Origin of the sequence: Chelativorans sp. Marseille-P2723 (genome assembly GCF_902809845.1) — a bacterium.
Taxonomy (GTDB): domain Bacteria; phylum Pseudomonadota; class Alphaproteobacteria; order Rhizobiales; family Rhizobiaceae; genus Chelativorans.
This window is the reverse complement of the sequence record NZ_CADDWI010000012.1, coordinates 131,299-148,417: the sequence shown is the minus strand read 5'-3', so window position 1 is coordinate 148,417 and position 17,119 is coordinate 131,299. Positions and strand designations below refer to the sequence as shown.

General features: G+C 59.0%; 14 protein-coding genes and 1 tRNA gene. 8 read left to right on the top strand and 7 right to left on the bottom strand.

From position 1 onward, the window contains the following. Positions 1-275: 275 nt before the first annotated feature. The 5 genes from secA to HUS57_RS10705 all read left to right on the top strand — a co-directional run bounded on the left by secA (position 276) and on the right by HUS57_RS10705 (position 6,900). Positions 276-3,002, top strand: coding sequence for a preprotein translocase subunit SecA (secA, locus tag HUS57_RS10725; protein ID WP_173933536.1), 2,727 nt, complete (start codon positions 276-278; stop codon positions 3,000-3,002). Positions 3,003-3,200: 198 nt separating this feature from the next. Then, entirely contained in the window at positions 3,201-4,613 is a 1,413-nt protein-coding gene (locus HUS57_RS10720; protein ID WP_246727850.1) for a lipopolysaccharide biosynthesis protein, read from the top strand. Then, positions 4,613-5,923: a GNAT family N-acetyltransferase gene (locus tag HUS57_RS10715; RefSeq protein WP_173933778.1), complete on the top strand. Its 1,311-nt coding sequence runs from the start codon at positions 4,613-4,615 to the stop codon at positions 5,921-5,923. Before HUS57_RS10720 ends, HUS57_RS10715 begins: the two co-directional genes overlap by 1 nt. A 105-nt stretch (positions 5,924-6,028) precedes the next feature. After that, complete coding sequence (locus tag HUS57_RS10710) at positions 6,029-6,235, top strand: glycine zipper 2TM domain-containing protein (protein WP_173933531.1); 207 nt, start codon at positions 6,029-6,031, stop codon at positions 6,233-6,235. A gap of 146 nt (positions 6,236-6,381) precedes the next feature. Beyond that, positions 6,382-6,900: a BA14K family protein gene (locus tag HUS57_RS10705; protein ID WP_173933529.1), complete on the top strand. Its 519-nt coding sequence runs from the start codon at positions 6,382-6,384 to the stop codon at positions 6,898-6,900. 114 nt (positions 6,901-7,014) lie between these two features. On the opposite strand, the gene HUS57_RS10700 is transcribed toward HUS57_RS10705, so the two are convergent. Beyond that, on the bottom strand, positions 7,015-7,653 hold the full coding sequence (locus HUS57_RS10700; protein ID WP_246727840.1) for an exopolysaccharide biosynthesis protein: 639 nt from the start codon (positions 7,651-7,653) through the stop codon (positions 7,015-7,017). A 533-nt stretch (positions 7,654-8,186) separates the two neighbouring features. On the opposite strand from HUS57_RS10700, the gene HUS57_RS10695 reads away from it, so the two are divergent. Continuing rightward, the gene (locus tag HUS57_RS10695) at positions 8,187-9,113 is read left to right on the top strand and encodes a YbhN family protein (protein ID WP_173933526.1); all 927 of its coding nucleotides are present in this window, start codon (positions 8,187-8,189) and stop codon (positions 9,111-9,113) included. A gap of 226 nt (positions 9,114-9,339) precedes the next feature. On the opposite strand, the gene HUS57_RS10690 is transcribed toward HUS57_RS10695, so the two are convergent. Beyond that, positions 9,340-9,424 (bottom strand) — tRNA-Leu (locus tag HUS57_RS10690). A 133-nt stretch (positions 9,425-9,557) separates the two neighbouring features. On the opposite strand from HUS57_RS10690, the gene HUS57_RS10685 reads away from it, so the two are divergent. Both HUS57_RS10685 and HUS57_RS10680 read left to right on the top strand, forming a co-directional pair. Further along, a complete protein-coding gene (locus HUS57_RS10685) occupies positions 9,558-10,139 on the top strand; it encodes a YqaA family protein (RefSeq protein ID WP_173933524.1) in 582 nt (193 codons plus the stop codon). 9 nt (positions 10,140-10,148) lie between these two features. Next, positions 10,149-10,658 (top strand): disulfide bond formation protein B, encoded by a 510-nt coding sequence (locus tag HUS57_RS10680; RefSeq protein WP_173933522.1) that lies wholly within the window; start codon positions 10,149-10,151, stop codon positions 10,656-10,658. Between the two features lie 39 nt (positions 10,659-10,697). Here the strand turns inward: HUS57_RS10680 and HUS57_RS10675 are convergent, their stop codons facing one another. The 5 genes from HUS57_RS10675 to HUS57_RS10655 form a co-directional block, all read right to left on the bottom strand. Then, complete coding sequence (locus tag HUS57_RS10675) at positions 10,698-11,555, bottom strand: RNA polymerase factor sigma-32 (protein WP_173933520.1); 858 nt, start codon at positions 11,553-11,555, stop codon at positions 10,698-10,700. Positions 11,556-11,765: 210 nt separating this feature from the next. Then, a complete protein-coding gene (locus HUS57_RS10670; protein ID WP_173933518.1) occupies positions 11,766-12,338 on the bottom strand; it encodes a CarD family transcriptional regulator in 573 nt (190 codons plus the stop codon). Positions 12,339-12,649: 311 nt separating this feature from the next. Continuing rightward, positions 12,650-12,988, bottom strand: a complete 339-nt coding sequence (fdxA, locus tag HUS57_RS10665; protein ID WP_173933516.1) for a ferredoxin FdxA — start codon at positions 12,986-12,988, stop codon at positions 12,650-12,652. A gap of 114 nt (positions 12,989-13,102) precedes the next feature. Further along, on the bottom strand, positions 13,103-13,477 hold the full coding sequence (locus HUS57_RS10660; RefSeq protein WP_173933514.1) for an RNA-binding S4 domain-containing protein: 375 nt from the start codon (positions 13,475-13,477) through the stop codon (positions 13,103-13,105). Positions 13,478-13,493: 16 nt separating this feature from the next. Beyond that, on the bottom strand, positions 13,494-16,682 hold the full coding sequence (locus HUS57_RS10655; protein WP_173933512.1) for a helicase-related protein: 3,189 nt from the start codon (positions 16,680-16,682) through the stop codon (positions 13,494-13,496). Positions 16,683-17,119: the final 437 nt, after the last annotated feature.

Below are 17,119 nucleotides of genomic sequence, written 5' to 3'. Positions count from 1 at the left end.
CCAGTTGTCGGGACGCCCTAGGTGGGGCAAATGGGGACTTTAGCCACTTGAAACACGCCCATGTGGCCGTTTTTGAAGCCCAAAGCCTTCTCCCCACGACGTTGACATCGCAAGTTGCCCCTCTTATCTCTCCTTCCACCCAGCGTCCAGAAGCATTTCAGGGCGTATCTTCATCCGCCTGCCTGCCTGCAGCAAGGTGGCGGAATTAGCCAGCATCGGCGCCGGCATGAAAGCCAGCTCGGGGTTGGTACATCGCGATTTGAAAGGACCAGGGCATGATCAGTCTCGGCGGTCTCGCCCGCAAGATTTTTGGCTCCCCCAGCGACAGGCGCGTGAAGCGCTATCAGCCGCGCGTCGAGGCCATTGGCGCGCTGGAGAAGGAGCTGGCTGCCCTCTCTGACGAGCAATTGCGTGGCAAGACTGAAGAATTTCGCGAGCAGCTTGCGAAGGGAGCAACCCTTGATGACTTGCTCGTTCCCGCTTTCGCTGTGGTGCGTGAGGCTTCCCGCCGCGCCCTCGGACTGCGCCCGTTCGATGTGCAGTTGATCGGTGGCATGGTGCTGCATGAAAGCGGCATCGCCGAGATGAAAACCGGTGAAGGAAAGACGTTGGTAGCGACGCTTCCCGTCTATCTCAACGCACTGGCTGGCAAGGGCGTCCATGTGGTCACGGTGAACGACTACCTCGCCCGCCGTGACGCCGAGTGGATGGGCAGGCTGTACGGCTTTCTGGGGCTGACAACGGGCATCATCGTTCACGGTCTTTCCGACGAGGAGCGCCGGAATGCATATGCCTGCGATGTCACCTATGCCACGAACAACGAGTTGGGCTTTGACTATCTGCGCGACAACATGAAGTACGAGCGCGCGCAGATGGTGCAGCGCGGCCATAATTTCGCGATTGTAGACGAGGTGGACTCGATCCTCATCGATGAGGCGCGCACACCGCTTATCATCTCCGGGCCGCTGGAGGACCGCTCCGAACTCTATAATGCAGTTGATTCCTTTATCCCCAGCCTGGAGCCGGTCGACTACGAGGTCGACGAGAAGCAACGTACGGCGACCTTCACGGAAGAAGGCACCGAAAAGATGGAGACGATGCTGCGCGATGCGGGTCTCTTCAAGGGAGCTTCGCTCTACGACGTTGAGAACGTGGCCATCGTTCATCACCTCAACAATGCGCTCAAGGCACACAAGCTGTTCCAGCGCGACCGCGACTATATCGTCCGTGGCGGCGAAGTCGTCATCATCGACGAATTCACCGGCCGCATGATGCCGGGCCGACGTTATTCCGATGGATTGCACCAGGCGCTGGAAGCGAAGGAGCACGTCAAGATCCAGCCAGAAAACCAGACGCTAGCCTCCATTACCTTCCAGAACTATTTCCGCATGTACGACAAGCTCGCGGGTATGACGGGAACGGCGGCGACCGAGGCTGAGGAGTTCGGCAATATTTACGGCCTCGAAGTGGTGGAGATTCCGACCAACGTGCCGGTCCAGCGTGTCGACGAAGACGACGAGGTTTACCGGACTGTTGAGGAGAAGTACCGGGCCATCGTGCGCGACATCAAGGAAGCTCGCAAGAAGCGGCAGCCCATTCTTGTCGGTACGACCTCTATCGAGAAGTCCGAACTTCTTGCCGACAGGCTGCGCAAGGATGGAATCAAGGATTTCGAGGTCCTGAATGCACGTCACCACGAGCGCGAGGCTTTCATTGTAGCTCAGGCGGGCAAGCCCGGTGCTATCACTATCGCTACCAACATGGCCGGCCGGGGCACCGACATCCAGCTTGGCGGCAACCCCGAAATGCGCATCCAGCATGAACTTGGTGACATGCCCGAAGGACCGGAACGCGACGCTCGGGAAAAACAGATCCGCGAGGAAGTGCAGAAGCTGAAGGACGAGGCAATTGCCGCCGGCGGACTATACGTGCTCGCGACCGAGCGGCACGAAAGCCGGCGCATCGATAATCAGCTTCGTGGCCGTTCGGGCCGTCAGGGCGATCCGGGCCGCTCCAAGTTCTTCCTGTCGCTCCAGGACGACCTGATGCGCATCTTTGGCTCCGACCGCATGGACGGAATGCTTCAGAAGCTGGGGCTGAAGGAGGATGAAGCCATCGTTCATCCTTGGATTAACAAGGCTCTTGAGAAGGCACAGAAGAAGGTTGAGGCGCGCAACTTCGACATCCGCAAGAACCTTCTGAAATATGACGACGTGATGAATGACCAGCGCAAGGTGGTCTTCGAGCAGCGCCTTGAGCTCATGGATGGCGAGAGCTTGACAGAAACCGTGGCCGAGATGCGCCACGACGTCATCGACGATCTGGTTGCGCAACACATTCCCGAGAAGGCCTATGCGGAGCAATGGGATGCCAAGGGACTGAAAGAGGCTGTGCTTACGAACCTCAATCTGGACCTGCCGGTGGATGAGTGGGTGCAGGAGGAAGGGATTGCCGAGGACGACATCCGCGCTCGAATAACCGAAGCGGCAGACAAGGCTGCTGCCGAGCGCGCGGAGCGCTTCGGGCCGGATATCATGGCCTATGTCGAAAAGTCGATTCTGCTCCAGACGCTCGATCATCTTTGGCGCGAGCACCTGGTCAATCTCGATCACCTGCGCTCCGTCATTGGCTTCCGCGGCTACGCCCAGCGTGACCCGCTCAACGAATACAAATCGGAAGCTTTCGAGCTCTTCCAGGGCATGCTCGGTAGCCTCCGGCAGGAAGTAACGAAGAATCTTATGCGCGTGGAGCTCGTGCGCGAGGCTGCGGACGCGCCGCCGCCGAGCGCGCCTCCCATGCAGCCGCATCATGTGGACAGCACAACGGGCGAGGATCAGTTCGCTTCTGAAGGCGATACGATGACGCTGCTGCGGCCTGCCACCCGTCCTGCCGAGCAACGTGACCCTGATGATCCGGCCACCTGGGGAAAGGTGGGCCGCAACGAGGCCTGCCCCTGCGGCTCGGGCAAGAAATACAAGCACTGCCACGGGGCGTTTGTATAAGCCCCACATTGCGGTGGTCTGCGCGCAGCTTTGAAGGGTTGCAATGCTGCTCTGCAAGTCTTCGCGGGCAGACACGGCTTGCGTCTTGTTTATGCGCGCTCGCCAAAGCTTCCCAGCCATTCTGACAATCGCAACGGCCTTTAAAGACTTTCTGTCTAGAAGGCGGGGGTATTGTTGAAGGCGAGGGGTATGTTACGCGTGCGCTTTTCAGCGGCAGCGGTGGTCGAGCGACTTCTGCCACATTGGCTGGCGGAGCGGGCGGCGCCATTCGCTGCTCGGCTGGATGTGCTGATGCGGACTGCCGATGCGAGTGGGGAGGCCGGGCGCATTTCGCTCATCGCATTCGGATTGCGCATCGCCAACGCCTTGATAGCCTTCTTAAGCCAGGTGCTGCTCGCCCGTTATATGGGCGGCTTCGAGTACGGCATCTTCGTCCTCGTCTGGGTGACGGTGATCCTCCTTGGCAACATCTCGTGCGTGGGACTTCACACCTCCATCATCCGTTTCATACCAGAGTACCGCGCCAAGCAACGCTTCGAGGAGTTACGCGGCATACTCTTCGCCAGCCGTCTCTTCGTGCTTCTCTCTTCCACTGCGGTAGCGGCAATAGGCATCCTTGGCATCTGGCTGTTTGAGCCCTTGATCAAAAGCTATTATGTGTTGCCCTTCTACCTGGGTCTTTTCTGCCTGCCCATGATAGCGCTCGGCGACCAGCTTCAGGGCATTGCAAGGGCCAATGCCTGGGCATGGTGGGCGCTGACGCCGACTTATCTCGTGCGTCCCCTCCTGATCCTGCTCTTTGTATGGATCTTGCACCTGACGGGCCATAACCCGGACGCCAAGAGCGCGGTGATCGCCGCGATCCTTGCCACATATCTGACCAGTCTGGCGCAACTTGCCGGCGTAGCACCGCAAGCGGACCGGAATATGCCAGCAGCCCGCCGGCGGTATCTTTGGCGCGATTGGATGGCGGTCTCGCTGCCGATTTTCCTGGTAGAAAGCTTTTTCTTTCTTCTTACGAATGCGGATGTGCTGATGGTGGGTTGGATGATGCAGCCCACGGACGTAGCAGTCTATTACGCTACGGTGAAGACGCTGGCGCTCGTCCATTTTGTCTACTTCGCTGTGAAGGCGGGCGTGGCGCAGCGATATGCCGCCTATGTCCATAGCAGCGAGCGGTCGGCTCTTGAGCGCTTTGCCCGGGAAACAGTCTCATGGACCTTCTGGCCCTCGCTCGCTATGGGTCTTGTCGTGCTGGTGCTTGGCAAGCCGATTCTCATGCTGTTCGGCCCAGGCTTCTCCGAAGGCTATCCCCTTTTATTCCTGCTGGTGGCGGCCGTGATCGGCCGGGCGGCTGTGGGCCCTGCCGAAAGCCTTCTAACCATGAGCGGCCATGAGAACGCCTGTGCTGCCGTCTATGCCATTACACTCGGTATTAACATTGGTTTCAACTTCCTGCTGATTCCCGTGCTCGGCCTGTGGGGTGCAGCTTTGGCGACTTCCATTGCCATGGCGTTCGAGTCGACGGCGCTTTTCCTCACCGTCTGGCGCAAGCTCGGTATCGCGATGGTCGTCTTTCTGCCCGTACCATCTGGAAAGGAGGCTTTATGATGGCTGCCAACCCGTTGCTTGAGGAGATGAGCGGCACAGCATCTGGCGCGATGGTGAAGGGCCTGATGGACCTTCCGGAAGAAGCAGAAATTGCGGATCTGGAGCTTTACGCCGCAAACCGGCCTGCGCGTTGGCTTGCGGTCTACGCTGCTTCGGCCGGTTTCGATCTTGTTGATGAACTTGACTATCTGACCGCGCGCGCCATTGAGCCTAACGTTTTCTTCAATCCACGCTTCCTCGCTCCAGCCATGCCGCGGCTGGAGGATCGTGATGTGCGGCTTGCAGTCATCCGCGACGGTAATGAAGAAAGGAGCCGGTTGCGTCTCCTGGTGCCGTTCTCCGTCGAAAAACCGCAGATCCCGCTCGGCGCCACAATCATGCGTGGGTGGGCGCATCATTTCGGCCCGCTTGGCACGCCGCTGGTGGACGGCGATGATCCAGTGGGCGTATTGGAAGACTTCTTCGGGATGTTGGCACGCCCGCATCTGAAGCTGCCGCAAGTTTTCGTGTTTCCGGAGGTTCGGCTTGAAGGCCCTTTTGCAGCCGCTTTAAGTGCAGTCGCAGAGTCACGCGGTCTGCCTCTTATCGTGGCGGGAAAGACTGAGCGTCCCTTCCTTGAAAGCGATCTTGACGGCGAAACTTATCTGAGAAGAAGCCTGCGCGCGCACCATTATCGTGAGTTCAGGCGGCTAAAGCGTCGTCTTTCCGAACTGGGGTCGCTGGGCCATTATATGGCGCGGCAGCCGGACGAGATCCGTCAGGGCATCGAGACGTTCCTTTCGCTGGAGGCTGCGGGTTGGAAAGGCAGGGAACGCACGGCAATGGTCATCGACCGCTACCGAGCCGCCTTCGCAAGAGAAGCGGTGCACAGGCTTGCAGAGCGTGATCTGTGCCGTATCCATACCCTGACTCTCGACGGGAAGCCGATAGCCTGCCTTGTCGTATTCGTGGAAGCGGGCATGGCTTACACCTGGAAGACGGCTTATGACGAGAATTACGCAGCCTATTCCCCCGGCACGCTCCTCATGATCGAGGTGACGACGAGCCATCTGGAGGACCCGAACATCACCGCCACCGATTCCTGCGCAGCGCCCGATCATCCTGTAATGAGCCGGTTATGGACGGAAAGGCTGCCCATAGGCACTTTCGTGATAGGGCTGACGCCCGGCACGCACAGGCTTGCAAATCAGGCAGCAGGGCAAATTCATTTCCATCGCGAGGCGCGCAATGCATTGCGCACAATGCGTAACCGTCTGCGCGGCCTGGTGAGGTCGGGAAAGCAGCCCTCGCTGTGGAGAAGAAATTCTTAATCATATTCGGAAATTCCTAGCAATCTTGGCTCCTGCCACACCAGAGCCGCCAAATTCTCGTCGCTGCCTTTGTGCTGGGCAATCAACCAAAGGAGATATCAGGCAATGAAGCGAGTTGTACCCGTTATGTTTCTTGGTTGCGCGCTGATGCTGTCAACGGGGTGCACCACCACGGAGAAGACCATCGCCGGTGCGACAGTTGGCGGCGTTAGCGGCGCCGTCGTCGGAAATGCCGTAGCAGGTAGCGGTGGCGCTCTCATTGGCGGCATTGGAGGAGCCGTCGCTGGCGGTGTCATCGGGCGGCAGCTCTAGCGAGCTGGCAAGAAATTCCGGCAACAGTGGTTGGCGGGGACGGCGCAGCTCCACCGGCCGAAGGCTGAGGTTCATACGTAACACAGGCGGAACATTGCCCTTTACCAAAGGTTCTTCGGTAGAAAACAACCTCTTGGAGACCAGCAATGAGGCATAAGTCAACTACATCCTTGTGCGTTGCACTGGCCCTTGCACTCGGTGTCGGTTCTGCGATGCCGGCTATGGCAGGTCCGCTGGTGGTGCCGAGTGCACCGGCCGAGGCGCCGAGGATCGCGTCCGACATAATACCGGTGCAGTCCCGGCGGTTTGAAGACCGCAACTGGGACAGGCGCGACCGTTTCGTTAGGCGGGATCGCGACCGTGACCGGCGTGACCGTTTCGAACGACGCGGCAATATCGTCTATTGGCGGGGTCACCGTGGCTACCGCCACCGGCGCCCTGGCTATCGCTACTATGACGGGTGGTGGTTCCCACCTGCTGCGTTTGCGCTTGGCGCTATCATTGGCGGAGCCTTGAACCAACAAGTGCCTGTTGCACCGCCGGGGACGCTAAGCAACGCCCATATCCGCTGGTGCTACGACCGTTATCGTTCTTATCGGGCGTCGGATAATACGTTCCAGCCCTATAACGGTCCGCGCAGGCCATGCGTTTCCCCCTATAGCTGATATGCAGCCGAAGTGACGGCCCGCCCGAAGGATGCGGGCCGTTGTCTTCCATTGCGAACTCCGAAAAGCATTTTGGACACACTCGGCGGTTCATGGGATCACGTAACTGTGAGACTACATGAACACGTTGTTGATGAGGAAGATTGCTGCCTTGAGGAAGGCAAAGAGCACTCCGCCAACAACCGTTATCGAGATCAGAAATGCAATCAGGCCGGCGATAATCCAGATGCCGTCACGCTCCAAGATAGCAAAGCTAAAGAGGCAGATGGCGAAGGCAGGGAGCATATTCCCTAGGGGAATGGGCAGCGCAAGAATGATCGCCAGGATCAGGCAGATCGCTCCTATCACATACTCGGCCGGCGGAGTAACGAGGATCGTAAGGCGGGGCTTCAGCAGCCTTTCTGCCTTGGATAACCAGGGTCCCGCACGTTGGAGCATCGTCACGAACTCCGCTCTCATCATTGACCGGCCGGCAATGACCCGTGGAAGCCAGGGTTTGCGGCCAAGCATTAACTGGGCGGCAAGGATGATCAGCGGCACCCCGAGAATGCCGGACGCTCCGGGCGGCATAGGCAGCACATTGGGAAGGGCAAAGAGGAGCATAAGCGGACCGAAGGCCCTGTCCCCCATCGCAGACAGCAAATCGCCGACGGAAATGCGCTCCCGGCTCGTATCCTCTGCAAGGGAGTAAAGGATTTCAGAGATCTTGCGTCTGCGCTGGCGTTCAGGCTCCGCACGGACGGGGTTGCTCAATGGTTCTTCGTCAGGCATTCGTACACTTGAGGATTGGGTGCAAAACAGGCTGGTTGCCGCTAGTTAGCAGCTCTTTGTGACCGCAGATTGTTATGGTTGCACAGCCATAGGTGCTGCCGCAAGTTCTGTTAGGGGGCATAGCATTCGCATCGAGCCCTGGAACCTGCCGCAGATGCTGGGTATCAGCGTATTGCCAGAATGGGAGGATGGATTGAAACCGGCATGAAAAGTGTCACAAAATTCTGGAGCCAATCCGTTTTCAGTACTGTCCCGGTGGGTGTTGCAGCGGTACTATCCTCGCAGGACCAACGGCGTGAGCATTGATGAATTGCGACTCTACGGCACGTTCATTTTCCGACTATGTTGCGCATGTGGTCATGGAGCGGTCGTGCAAGGGTGATTTTTCGCCTTGCCGATGCTCTTCCTTAGTGATTGGTAACAAGCCTGCAACTTTCTCGCAGGGGCAGACGCGAGCCTGAGCAACGCTGCTGTGCGTGCTTGCAGGCAAATAGGCCGTGCAAACGGATGTTGGTATGAAGAAGCTTATATGGCCTTCCATTAGCCTCGTGGCCGTCCTCTTTTCGGCCTGGCTTCTCTATGGCGAATTGCGGACAATGTCGCTGGAGAGCCTCTGGGAGAGCCTGCAAGCGATCTCGCTTCGTGATTGGGTTCTGGCCGTGGGCGCAACCCTTCTTGCCTATGCGGCCCTTGCTGGATACGACCATATCGCATTGTTGCATCTCCAGCGGAAGGTAAACTGGCGTTTCGTGGCGTTGTGCTCCTTCACCACCTATGCCTTGTCCCACAATATTGGTGCCTCCGTTCTTTCCGGATCTGCGGTGCGCTACCGTGCTTATAGTTCACAGGGTCTGTCCGGTGGCGAAGTTGGCTTGCTGGTTGCTTTCTGCTCTTTCACCTTCGGGTTGGGCGTTGCACTGTTAACGGGCATTGTGCTGGTGATCGAACCAGAGCTTGGCGAACGCTTCGGAGACCTTCTGCCCGTGGAAGCATCCACCTTTGCCGGCGTGCTGCTGCTGGTCCTGATCGCGCTTTATCTGTTCGGAAGCATCCTGCGCCTGCCACAGGTGCGCATCTGGCGGCTCCGCCTGGAATATCCGCGGCCTGCGATTGTGCTGCGCCAGCTCATTATCGGCCCCATGGAACTCCTAGCCGCCACGGCAATCATCTATTTCGTCCTGCCGGAGGCCGGTAATCCCGGCTTCATCGTCGTTCTTGGCATTTTCCTCATTTCTTTCTCCGCCGCTCTCTTGTCGCATGCCCCGGGGGGGATCGGCGTTCTCGAACTGGTGTTCATCGTTGGCCTGCCTGAGATGGCGCCAGAAGATGTTTTGGCCGCGCTGCTTGTTTTTCGCCTCCTATACCTGATCATTCCTCTGGCAGCGGCACTGCCAGTCGTGCTCGGCTTCGAACATTCGCAACTGGCGCATTCGAAAAGATAGGCTCCAAGAGCGTGGATCAACGTGCCAGAGGGCCGCTGCGTTTGTTGTGTAGATGCTTGCTCGATGTGCGAAGAACAAAGGATTGCTGGTTGAAGGACGACCTATCCTGAACCAGTGCTGCGGTTGATCTGGGGGCAGAATTGAACAGCCGCGCGGGCTTCGGCGCCGGTGCTCGCTAGAGGAGCGGACTTCAACTCCAGAACGTCGGTAGCTCCAGGCATTTAAATGGTGCCCCTGGCCGGACTCGAACCAGCACTCCTTGCGGAAACCGATTTTGAGTCGGTCGCGTCTACCAATTCCGCCACAGGGGCGCGCGGCCGCTTCCGGCCCGCAGGCGCGGAATATACGGGGAAGCGTGCCCACGTCAACCGCTTGCATTGAAGAACCACCATTGCGCGCGGCAGCGGCGGCGGCTAGATAAGGCGCTTACAACAAGGGTTGGCGATGCTCCGCAGGCTATACGATTCCACCATGGCTCTTGCCTCCACACGGCACGCGGAGAAGGGCCTCGCTGGCGTGTCCTTCGTTGAGAGTTCCTTTTTTCCCATTCCGCCGGACGTCCTTCTCATACCTATGGTGCTGGCTGAGAGGGCAAAGTGGTTCCGCTATGCCTTCGTATGTACGATGGCCTCGGTTGCAGGTGCTCTGCTGGGCTATTTCATCGGCGCCTTCCTCTACGAGACTGTGGGCGTGGCTATCCTTCGCCTTTACGGCAAGGAGGAAGCATTCCGGGAGGTGGCGGAGTGGTACAATCGTTGGGGCGCCTGGGGCGTCTTCTTTGGGGCCGTAACACCATTCCCCTACAAGGTGCTTACCATCTTCTCAGGGGCCACGGGGCTTAACCTTGCGGTTTTCATTTCTGTTTCCATCGTGGGAAGGGGGATGCGCTTTTTTCTGGTGGCCTGGCTGCTCCACCGGTTTGGCGCGCCAATGCGCGTCTTCATCGAGAAGAATCTCGGCATCCTCGTCACGCTTTTCATGGTTTTGCTAGTAGGAGGCTTCGCCGCCATCCGCTTCGTATTCTGAGATGCATAGATGACGTTGCTCGCATCCACCGGCAGGCTGCAGACATTGAGCGCTTCCTTCCTGGCGCTTGGTATGGCAGCGACGGTCGGAACCGCCCTCGCTTTCGAGCATATTGGGGGATATATTCCTTGCAAGCTGTGTCTGGAGCAGCGCATTCCCTATTATATCGGTGCGCCCTTGATGCTAGTGGCACTGGCTTCGGCGCGCCTGCGCGGGCCCGCATTATTCACCCGTGGCCTGCTCTTGGCAGGCGCGCTTTTGATGCTGTGGAGCGCGGGCCTCGGCGCCTACCATGCCGGTGTGGAGTGGAAGTGGTGGGAAGGCCCGGCAGACTGCGGAGCGGTAGCCGCCAATATCAGCACGAGCGCAGAGAACCTCCTGGAGCAACTCAATGCCTTCGTGCCCCCGGCCTGCGACGAAGCGGCAGGACGCTTCCTCGGGCTCTCCTTTGCGGGATGGAACGTGATAGCGAGCTCTATTCTTGCCGTGATTGCCGTGCGCGGCGCGTTCGGACGCTGACTACGCCGTACCAATCTCCCGTGAATTCGCAGCAAGGTGTCAAGCCGCAACTTCCGGATGGCGTTTAATCAGTGCCATACGCAGCTTCTCCAGCGCCCTGGACTCGATCTGGCGCACCCGCTCCTTGGAGATACCGAGCGTGGCTCCGAGGGATTCGAGGGTGGCGCCCTCCTCGGAAAGCCGCCTTTCTCGCACGATGGTGAGTTCACGGCCGTTGAGAGTGCCAAGCGCTTGTCGCAGCCACTGCGCGCGACGCTCGCCGTCGATGCTCTCCCGGGCTACCTCGTCTGGTTGAGGTGCGTTACAGACAAGAAACTCGATGCGCTCCGTCGTCGGGTCGTTGTCGTTCTTAAGCGGTGCGTTGAGCGAGGTGTCGGAATTGGCAAGCCTCGCATCCATCATCGCTACATCGGCTTCGGAAACCCGTAGAGCCTGCGCCACCTCCTGATAGATCTCCTTGCTGGGAGTCACCGGCTCGCCCGGCTTTTGCAGCTTGTTGCGCAAGCGCCGCAGATTGAAAAAGAGCGCCTTCTGCGCAGAGCTCGTTCCGCCCCGCACGATCGACCAATTACGCAGAATATAATCCTGCATGGAAGCTCGGATCCACCAGGTCGCATAGGTCGAAAAACGAACATCACGCGCCGGATCAAAACGCGCCGCCGCTTCTAGCAGGCCGACATGCCCCTCCTGGATGAGGTCACTCATCGACAGGCCGAAGTTGCGGAACTTGGCGGCCATCGCGATGACGAGTCGCATATGTGCCATGATCATCCGGTGAAGGGCTTCCTGGTCCTGATGGTCTTTCCATCGGACCGCAAGAGCATGCTCTTCCTCCCGTGTCAGATAGGGAGCCTTCATTGCGGCCTTGATAAGCTTCCGCCTGGCATCTTCCTGCATTTCGGGCAGCTCCGCTTTGCATCCCGGCCCGGCGGAAGACGTGGCCGGTAGCCGCCACGCCAGCACTCGTAGCCGGCATCGCTCACGTTAACCTGTGGGAAACCGAAAGGTTCCACCTGATCAGGCAGCTATTAGAGCATCCCGAAAACGAGAAAACCCCGCCTTGTGAACAAGGCGGGGTTGAAGAAATAGGTTATATGGAAGAACTGCTTACGCTGCTTCTTCCTTCTCCGTCTCTTCATTATCAGCCTTCGCGCCGCGGCGCGGGCCCTTATTGAGATTCGCCTCGATGAGGCGTACCGCTTCCGTCTCCGACATGCGGTTGACGGCAGCAATCTCACGCGCCATCCGGTCGAGCGCCGCTTCGTAGAGCTGCCGCTCGGAATAGGACTGTTCTGGCTGATTGTCAGCGCGATAGAGGTCGCGCACAACTTCGGAAATGGAGATCAGGTCTCCGGAATTGATCTTGGCGTCATACTCCTGCGCTCGGCGCGACCACATGGTGCGCTTGACGCGCGCGCGACCCTGCACCACCTTGAGGGCGCGGTCGACATAGTCCGTTTCCGAGAGCTTGCGCATGCCGATGGAGGTGGCCTTTGCGACGGGGACTTTTAGCCGCATCTTGTCCTTCTGGAAGTCTATAACAAAGAGTTCCAGCTTGTGCCCTGCGACTTCCTGCTCTTCGATGGTAACGATCTGTCCCACGCCGTGCGCGGGGTAGACAATGTACTCACCCGTCTTGAAACCCTGCCTTTGTGCCGTCTTTTTTTGCTGGGTTGCCATACGCCTTCAACTCCTGTTCCTGATGGGCGGATACATCGTCCGCGCGCAGATACCGGCTCATGATGAAGCACCACCACGCAGGTCCGGAAAATAAGCCCTAGCCAGCATATGTGGCTTAGTCCAAGTGCGCCTTGGTCCGGAAAAAAAGCCTGCCGAGGTGGATTATTTCGCCATCAAAGATATTTTCACCGGGGTGCTGTATATAGGTAACACAAAAAGTCGAAAGATTCAACAATTTGGCGCTTACGCGCGGCAGCAATGCTGCGCTGCGTCACTACGACGCGGCAGCAGGTTTCGTCCGGTAGCGACTCTCAGTCGCCTTCTCCAGGTTCCGGCGAGAAGAATTTCTCGAATTTCTCCGGAACGCCATCATAATCCTTAGCGTCCGCCGGAGGTTCCTTCTTTGCCGTGATATTTGGCCACTTCTCTGCATATTCTGCGTTGATCTGGAGCCAGTGGTCAAGGCCTGGCTCGGTGTCAGGCTTTATAGCTTCGGCCGGGCATTCCGGCTCGCACACACCGCAATCGATACATTCGTCGGGGTGGATAACGAGCATGTTCTCGCCTTCATAGAAGCAGTCCACCGGGCAGACCTCGATGCAATCCATGTATTTGCACCGAATGCAGTTGTCAGTCACGACATAGGTCATTGCAGGCTCCCGGACTGTATCTTCCGGCGGTGAGGTAGACCCTTTACCGCGCTATGACAAGGTCCGCCATTCCGCTGCAAGAGGTCGCGGGAGAACAACGTTCCATGAGCGCAGTCAGGTTCCTCCCTGCAAGTCATCCAGTGCACGCCTTTCCTTCTTCGTCGGGCGGCCAGAGCCCGGCTCACGCTGAAGAGGCGGGCGAACCTTCGGAGCTACAGGTGCGGGCGTCAGATCTTCATAGAGAAGCCGTGCCTCCTGCGCTGGACCTCGCCTGACGCCTGGACCGAGTATGCGATAGACCAGGATGCGCCGGTCGAGCGTAATGGTCAGAACATCGCCCGGGCGAACAATATGGGACGCCTGGTCAATCTTGGTACGATTGACGCGGATCCGGCCGGCCTGGGCGAGCTTTGCCGCGAGCGAACGCGATTTGACCACTCGTGCGAAGAACAGCCATTTGTCGATGCGTTGCCGTCCGTCATCCGACAAGAAAAAGCCCTGCTCCTTACTTTCGTAATTGATCCCTGAGTGCCGCCAGCGCTGCGAAGGGGGAATCCGGGTCCACCTTCACCCGCCGGTCATCGCGTCTGGGCTGCTTGCCCTGCTGAACGTTGCGTCCATCTCTGACATGGGTCGCGCCCTTGCGGCTCGCAGCAGCCCGTTGTTCGCGAGGCTTTCCCTTGGGCCTGCCGCTCTTCGCCTTATCGGCATCGCGCGGAGGGCGGCGCCGTTCAAAGCGGGCCGGCCGCCACAGAAACACGGTTTTCGAAGGCTCTGCTACAACGGTTGCTTCGCCATCCTGTGCGTCGGGCGCTGCTTGGTCTTCCCCCGGGGACGCTGCCTGCCTGTCCTGCAAGACAGCAGCGGCTGCAACACCTCCATTTGCTGGTTGCGCTGGTTGACTCTGCTGTCCAGGCTCGCAAGTTCCCGCTTGCGTCGTTTCGGCAGACGGCGCGGTAGCCCCATCGCTCACTTCTTGCGCGGGGTTAGATATTTGCGCGCCGGCAGCTGCCTCTGCGGTTGGTACTTCCGCGAATGATTGTGAAGTTGCTGGCTGATCCGTTTTGGCTTCTACGGAGGATTCCTTATTCCGGCCGCCTGTTCCAGCTTCACCTGAAATGGCATCGGTGCTGGCAGGATCTGTCGCAGGCTGCGTCCCGTTCTTCGCCTCGGACGCCGCTGCATCTTGCTCGGCAATGCGATCCAGTCTTTCAATATGCGCGGCCACTTCATCGGCGGGCTTGGCATCGGCGCGATAGCCAAGCCCTTTAAGGATCGCCTCCATGTCTTCCGCCGTGGCGCCGAGAATGGACATCATGGCGGGTGTCACGATGAAGGTTGCGCCGTCGAAGGCACCGTCGGGCCGCTTGCCCGATCCCGGCTTCCAACCCAAGGCAGGGCGGATAATATCTGCCAGGCGTTCCAATATATCCACCCGGACGGCGCGGCGGCCCAGATTGCGGAAACCAGCCAGCCGGTAGAAGGCGCGCTCGAAAGTGGGATCGGTGACAATGGAGGTGCGCCCGGAAGCAAGCGCAGCCACGATATCACCATAGCCAGGCTTGTCCTTGGCGTCATTTTTTAGCGCCCATAACAGGGTGGCAATTCCCGCCGGTGCAGGTTTTATCAAGGCCGGAACGAAGATGTGGTAGGCGCCAAAGCGCACACCCAGCCTACGCAGGGCGGCACGGGCTTCCTGATCAAGTGCGCGAACCTCTTCGGCAACTTCGCGGCGATTCAGAAGTCCGAAATTTTCCGCAAGCTGGAAGGCAAGGCCACGGGCTATTCCCGATAGTGTTTCAGCCTGCCGCAGGTCTAGCAACGGCTTGAGCAGGCTTTCAATCTGGAAGTTGACGAACCGCTCCGCACGTGCAGCCACCTTGTCGCGCGCAGGCCCGGTAAGCTGCTCGTCTGCAAGAAGCACAAGTCTTGGCTTGAGGACATCGTCTCCTGCCGTGAGCGTGGCTACAGGCGCCCCTATCCAGCGCAGGATTCCGTCGGAACCTAACGCGAAATCACCATTGGGCGCGGCAGCGAAGCGCTCGGCGCGCAATTCGAACTCAGCGGCCAGCGCTTTCTGGGCTGCCGCCTTGACCGCACGGGCATCTTCTCCCTCCGCCGTTCTGTCGGCGGTGAAACGGAATCCCTGCATCTCGCCCACATGGTGGCCCTCCACCAGGACCTCTCCCACGGGGCTGATTTCTGCTTCCGGCATCGTATTCTCTCTCAGGCGCTTCATCAGCACCGACGTCCTGCGATCAACAAAGCGTTTCGTCAATCTCTCATGCAGAGCATCGGACAGTTGGTCCTCTATTTCGCGCGTTTTTTCCTGCCAGTGTGTCGGATCGGACAGCCATCCCGGCCGGTGCGACACGAAAGTCCAGGTGCGGATCTGCGCGATGCGCGCCGACAAAGTATCGATCTCACCCTCGGTCGATGAGGCGCGCTGCACCTGCGCGGCCATATAATCCTCATCCACATGACCAAGGCGGACCAGATCTGTGAACACGGCTCCGACGATATCGGCATGCTGGGCCGGCGCGATCTTCCGGTAATCTGGAAGCGCGCACGCATCCCACAAGAGGGCCACCCTCTTATGGCCGCTGGCCAGGTTCCGCATATGCTCGTCCTGCGACAGGTGCTCCAGCACGCGGACATCCGCTGCTGGCAAGGCTCGTGTCAGACCCTCAAAGCTTGGCGTTCTCTCCAGCGAAGCCCGCAGCGCATCGATGCTGCTGAAGTCCATGTCGGCGGAGCGCCATTGCAGCATCTTCACCGGCTCGAACTGGTGGGTTTCGATCCTTTCGACAAGCGCGTCAGGGAATGGGTCCACCCGGCCGGTGACACCGAAAGTGCCGTCACGCACGTGGCGGCCCGCACGACCCGCAATCTGGCCGAGCTCCGCAGCGGAAAGCTCGCGATACTGAAAGCCATCGAATTTGCGGTTCTGGGCGAAGGCCACATGATCGACGTCGAGATTGAGCCCCATGCCGATCGCGTCCGTCGCTACTAGATAATCGACATCGCCTGACTGGTAGAGTGCAACCTGCGCGTTGCGCGTGCGCGGGGAGAGTGCTCCCAGCACGATGGCTGCTCCACCGCGCTGGCGCCGGATCAACTCGCCGATAGCGTAAACCTCGTCGGCGGAAAAAGCGACAACAGCGGAGCGGCGCGGGAGGCGGGTGATCTTCTTTGAGCCGGCATAGGTAAGGACCGACATGCGGGGGCGAGTGATGATGGATATGCCCTTGAGCAGCTTTTCCAGGATGCCGCGCATGGTGGCCGCCCCAAGAAGCAACGTCTCCTGCCGTCCGCGCAGATGAAGGATGCGGTCAGTGAAAATGTGTCCGCGTTCCAGGTCGGCTGCTAGCTGCACCTCGTCTATGGCAACGAAGGCGGCGTCCGTTTCGCGGGGCATGGCTTCGACGGTACAGACCGAAAAGCGCGCGCCTGGCGGCACGATCTTCTCCTCGCCGGTGATCAGCGCCACATTGCCCTCGCCGACGCGCGAAGCAACCCGGCCATAGACCTCGCGGGCAAGCAGCCGCAGGGGCAGACCTATCATGCCTGACTCATGCGCTACCATCCGCTCGATGGCCAGATGCGTTTTTCCGGTATTGGTCGGTCCGAGAACCGCAGTCACCCCGCGCCCATCCAGAGTGGCGGGCGTGCTCTTCTCAAGCTGAAGGTTCATTCACAGCATCTCACATGCCTGCTTTCGGCAGCGCCGATCCTTCGCCGCCGTTCGCAGAGATATAGGAAAGGGAGGGCGAAGGCGAAAGGCAAAACGCAATTGGGCAGCCCGGCGGAACGAGTCTGGAACGAATCAGAGACGAATCACTGACTCGACATGATTCACTTTTTGTTCGGTACAAGATGTAGTTCGAGAACATGGTTATGGAGGCATATGCTGAATCGGCGTTCTGGTGAAGAGTTATGCGGCTGCCTTCGATGTTATTATAAGCTTTGTGCTTGGGAACAAAGCGCGAAATAGCCCCGGATTTTTCAGCGTTATTAAGTTACTAAAGCGAATTGGCAACTGCCCCGCTTTAAACTGTTCTCCGTGTAGAGTTTTAAGCGAGAAAAAATGATATGGCTGAAGCGTCGCGGGGTGATGTTTGAATGATGTTT

Bases quoted from the DNA above. Each gene is read 5' to 3' on its own strand.
- secA (WP_173933536.1), top strand. From the start codon at position 276: ATGATCAGTCTCGGCGGTCTCGCCCGCAAGATTTTTGGCTCCCCCAGC.
- HUS57_RS10715 (WP_173933778.1), top strand. From the start codon at position 4,613: ATGGCTGCCAACCCGTTGCTTGAGGAGATGAGCGGCACAGCATCTGGC.
- HUS57_RS10710 (WP_173933531.1), top strand. From the start codon at position 6,029: ATGAAGCGAGTTGTACCCGTTATGTTTCTTGGTTGCGCGCTGATGCTG.
- HUS57_RS10705 (WP_173933529.1), top strand. From the start codon at position 6,382: ATGAGGCATAAGTCAACTACATCCTTGTGCGTTGCACTGGCCCTTGCA.
- HUS57_RS10695 (WP_173933526.1), top strand. From the start codon at position 8,187: ATGAAGAAGCTTATATGGCCTTCCATTAGCCTCGTGGCCGTCCTCTTT.
- HUS57_RS10685 (WP_173933524.1), top strand. From the start codon at position 9,558: ATGCTCCGCAGGCTATACGATTCCACCATGGCTCTTGCCTCCACACGG.
- HUS57_RS10680 (WP_173933522.1), top strand. From the start codon at position 10,149: ATGACGTTGCTCGCATCCACCGGCAGGCTGCAGACATTGAGCGCTTCC.
- HUS57_RS10675 (WP_173933520.1), bottom strand. From the start codon at position 11,555: ATGCAGGAAGATGCCAGGCGGAAGCTTATCAAGGCCGCAATGAAGGCT.
- HUS57_RS10670 (WP_173933518.1), bottom strand. From the start codon at position 12,338: ATGGCAACCCAGCAAAAAAAGACGGCACAAAGGCAGGGTTTCAAGACG.
- fdxA (WP_173933516.1), bottom strand. From the start codon at position 12,988: ATGACCTATGTCGTGACTGACAACTGCATTCGGTGCAAATACATGGAT.
- HUS57_RS10655 (WP_173933512.1), bottom strand. From the start codon at position 16,682: ATGAACCTTCAGCTTGAGAAGAGCACGCCCGCCACTCTGGATGGGCGC.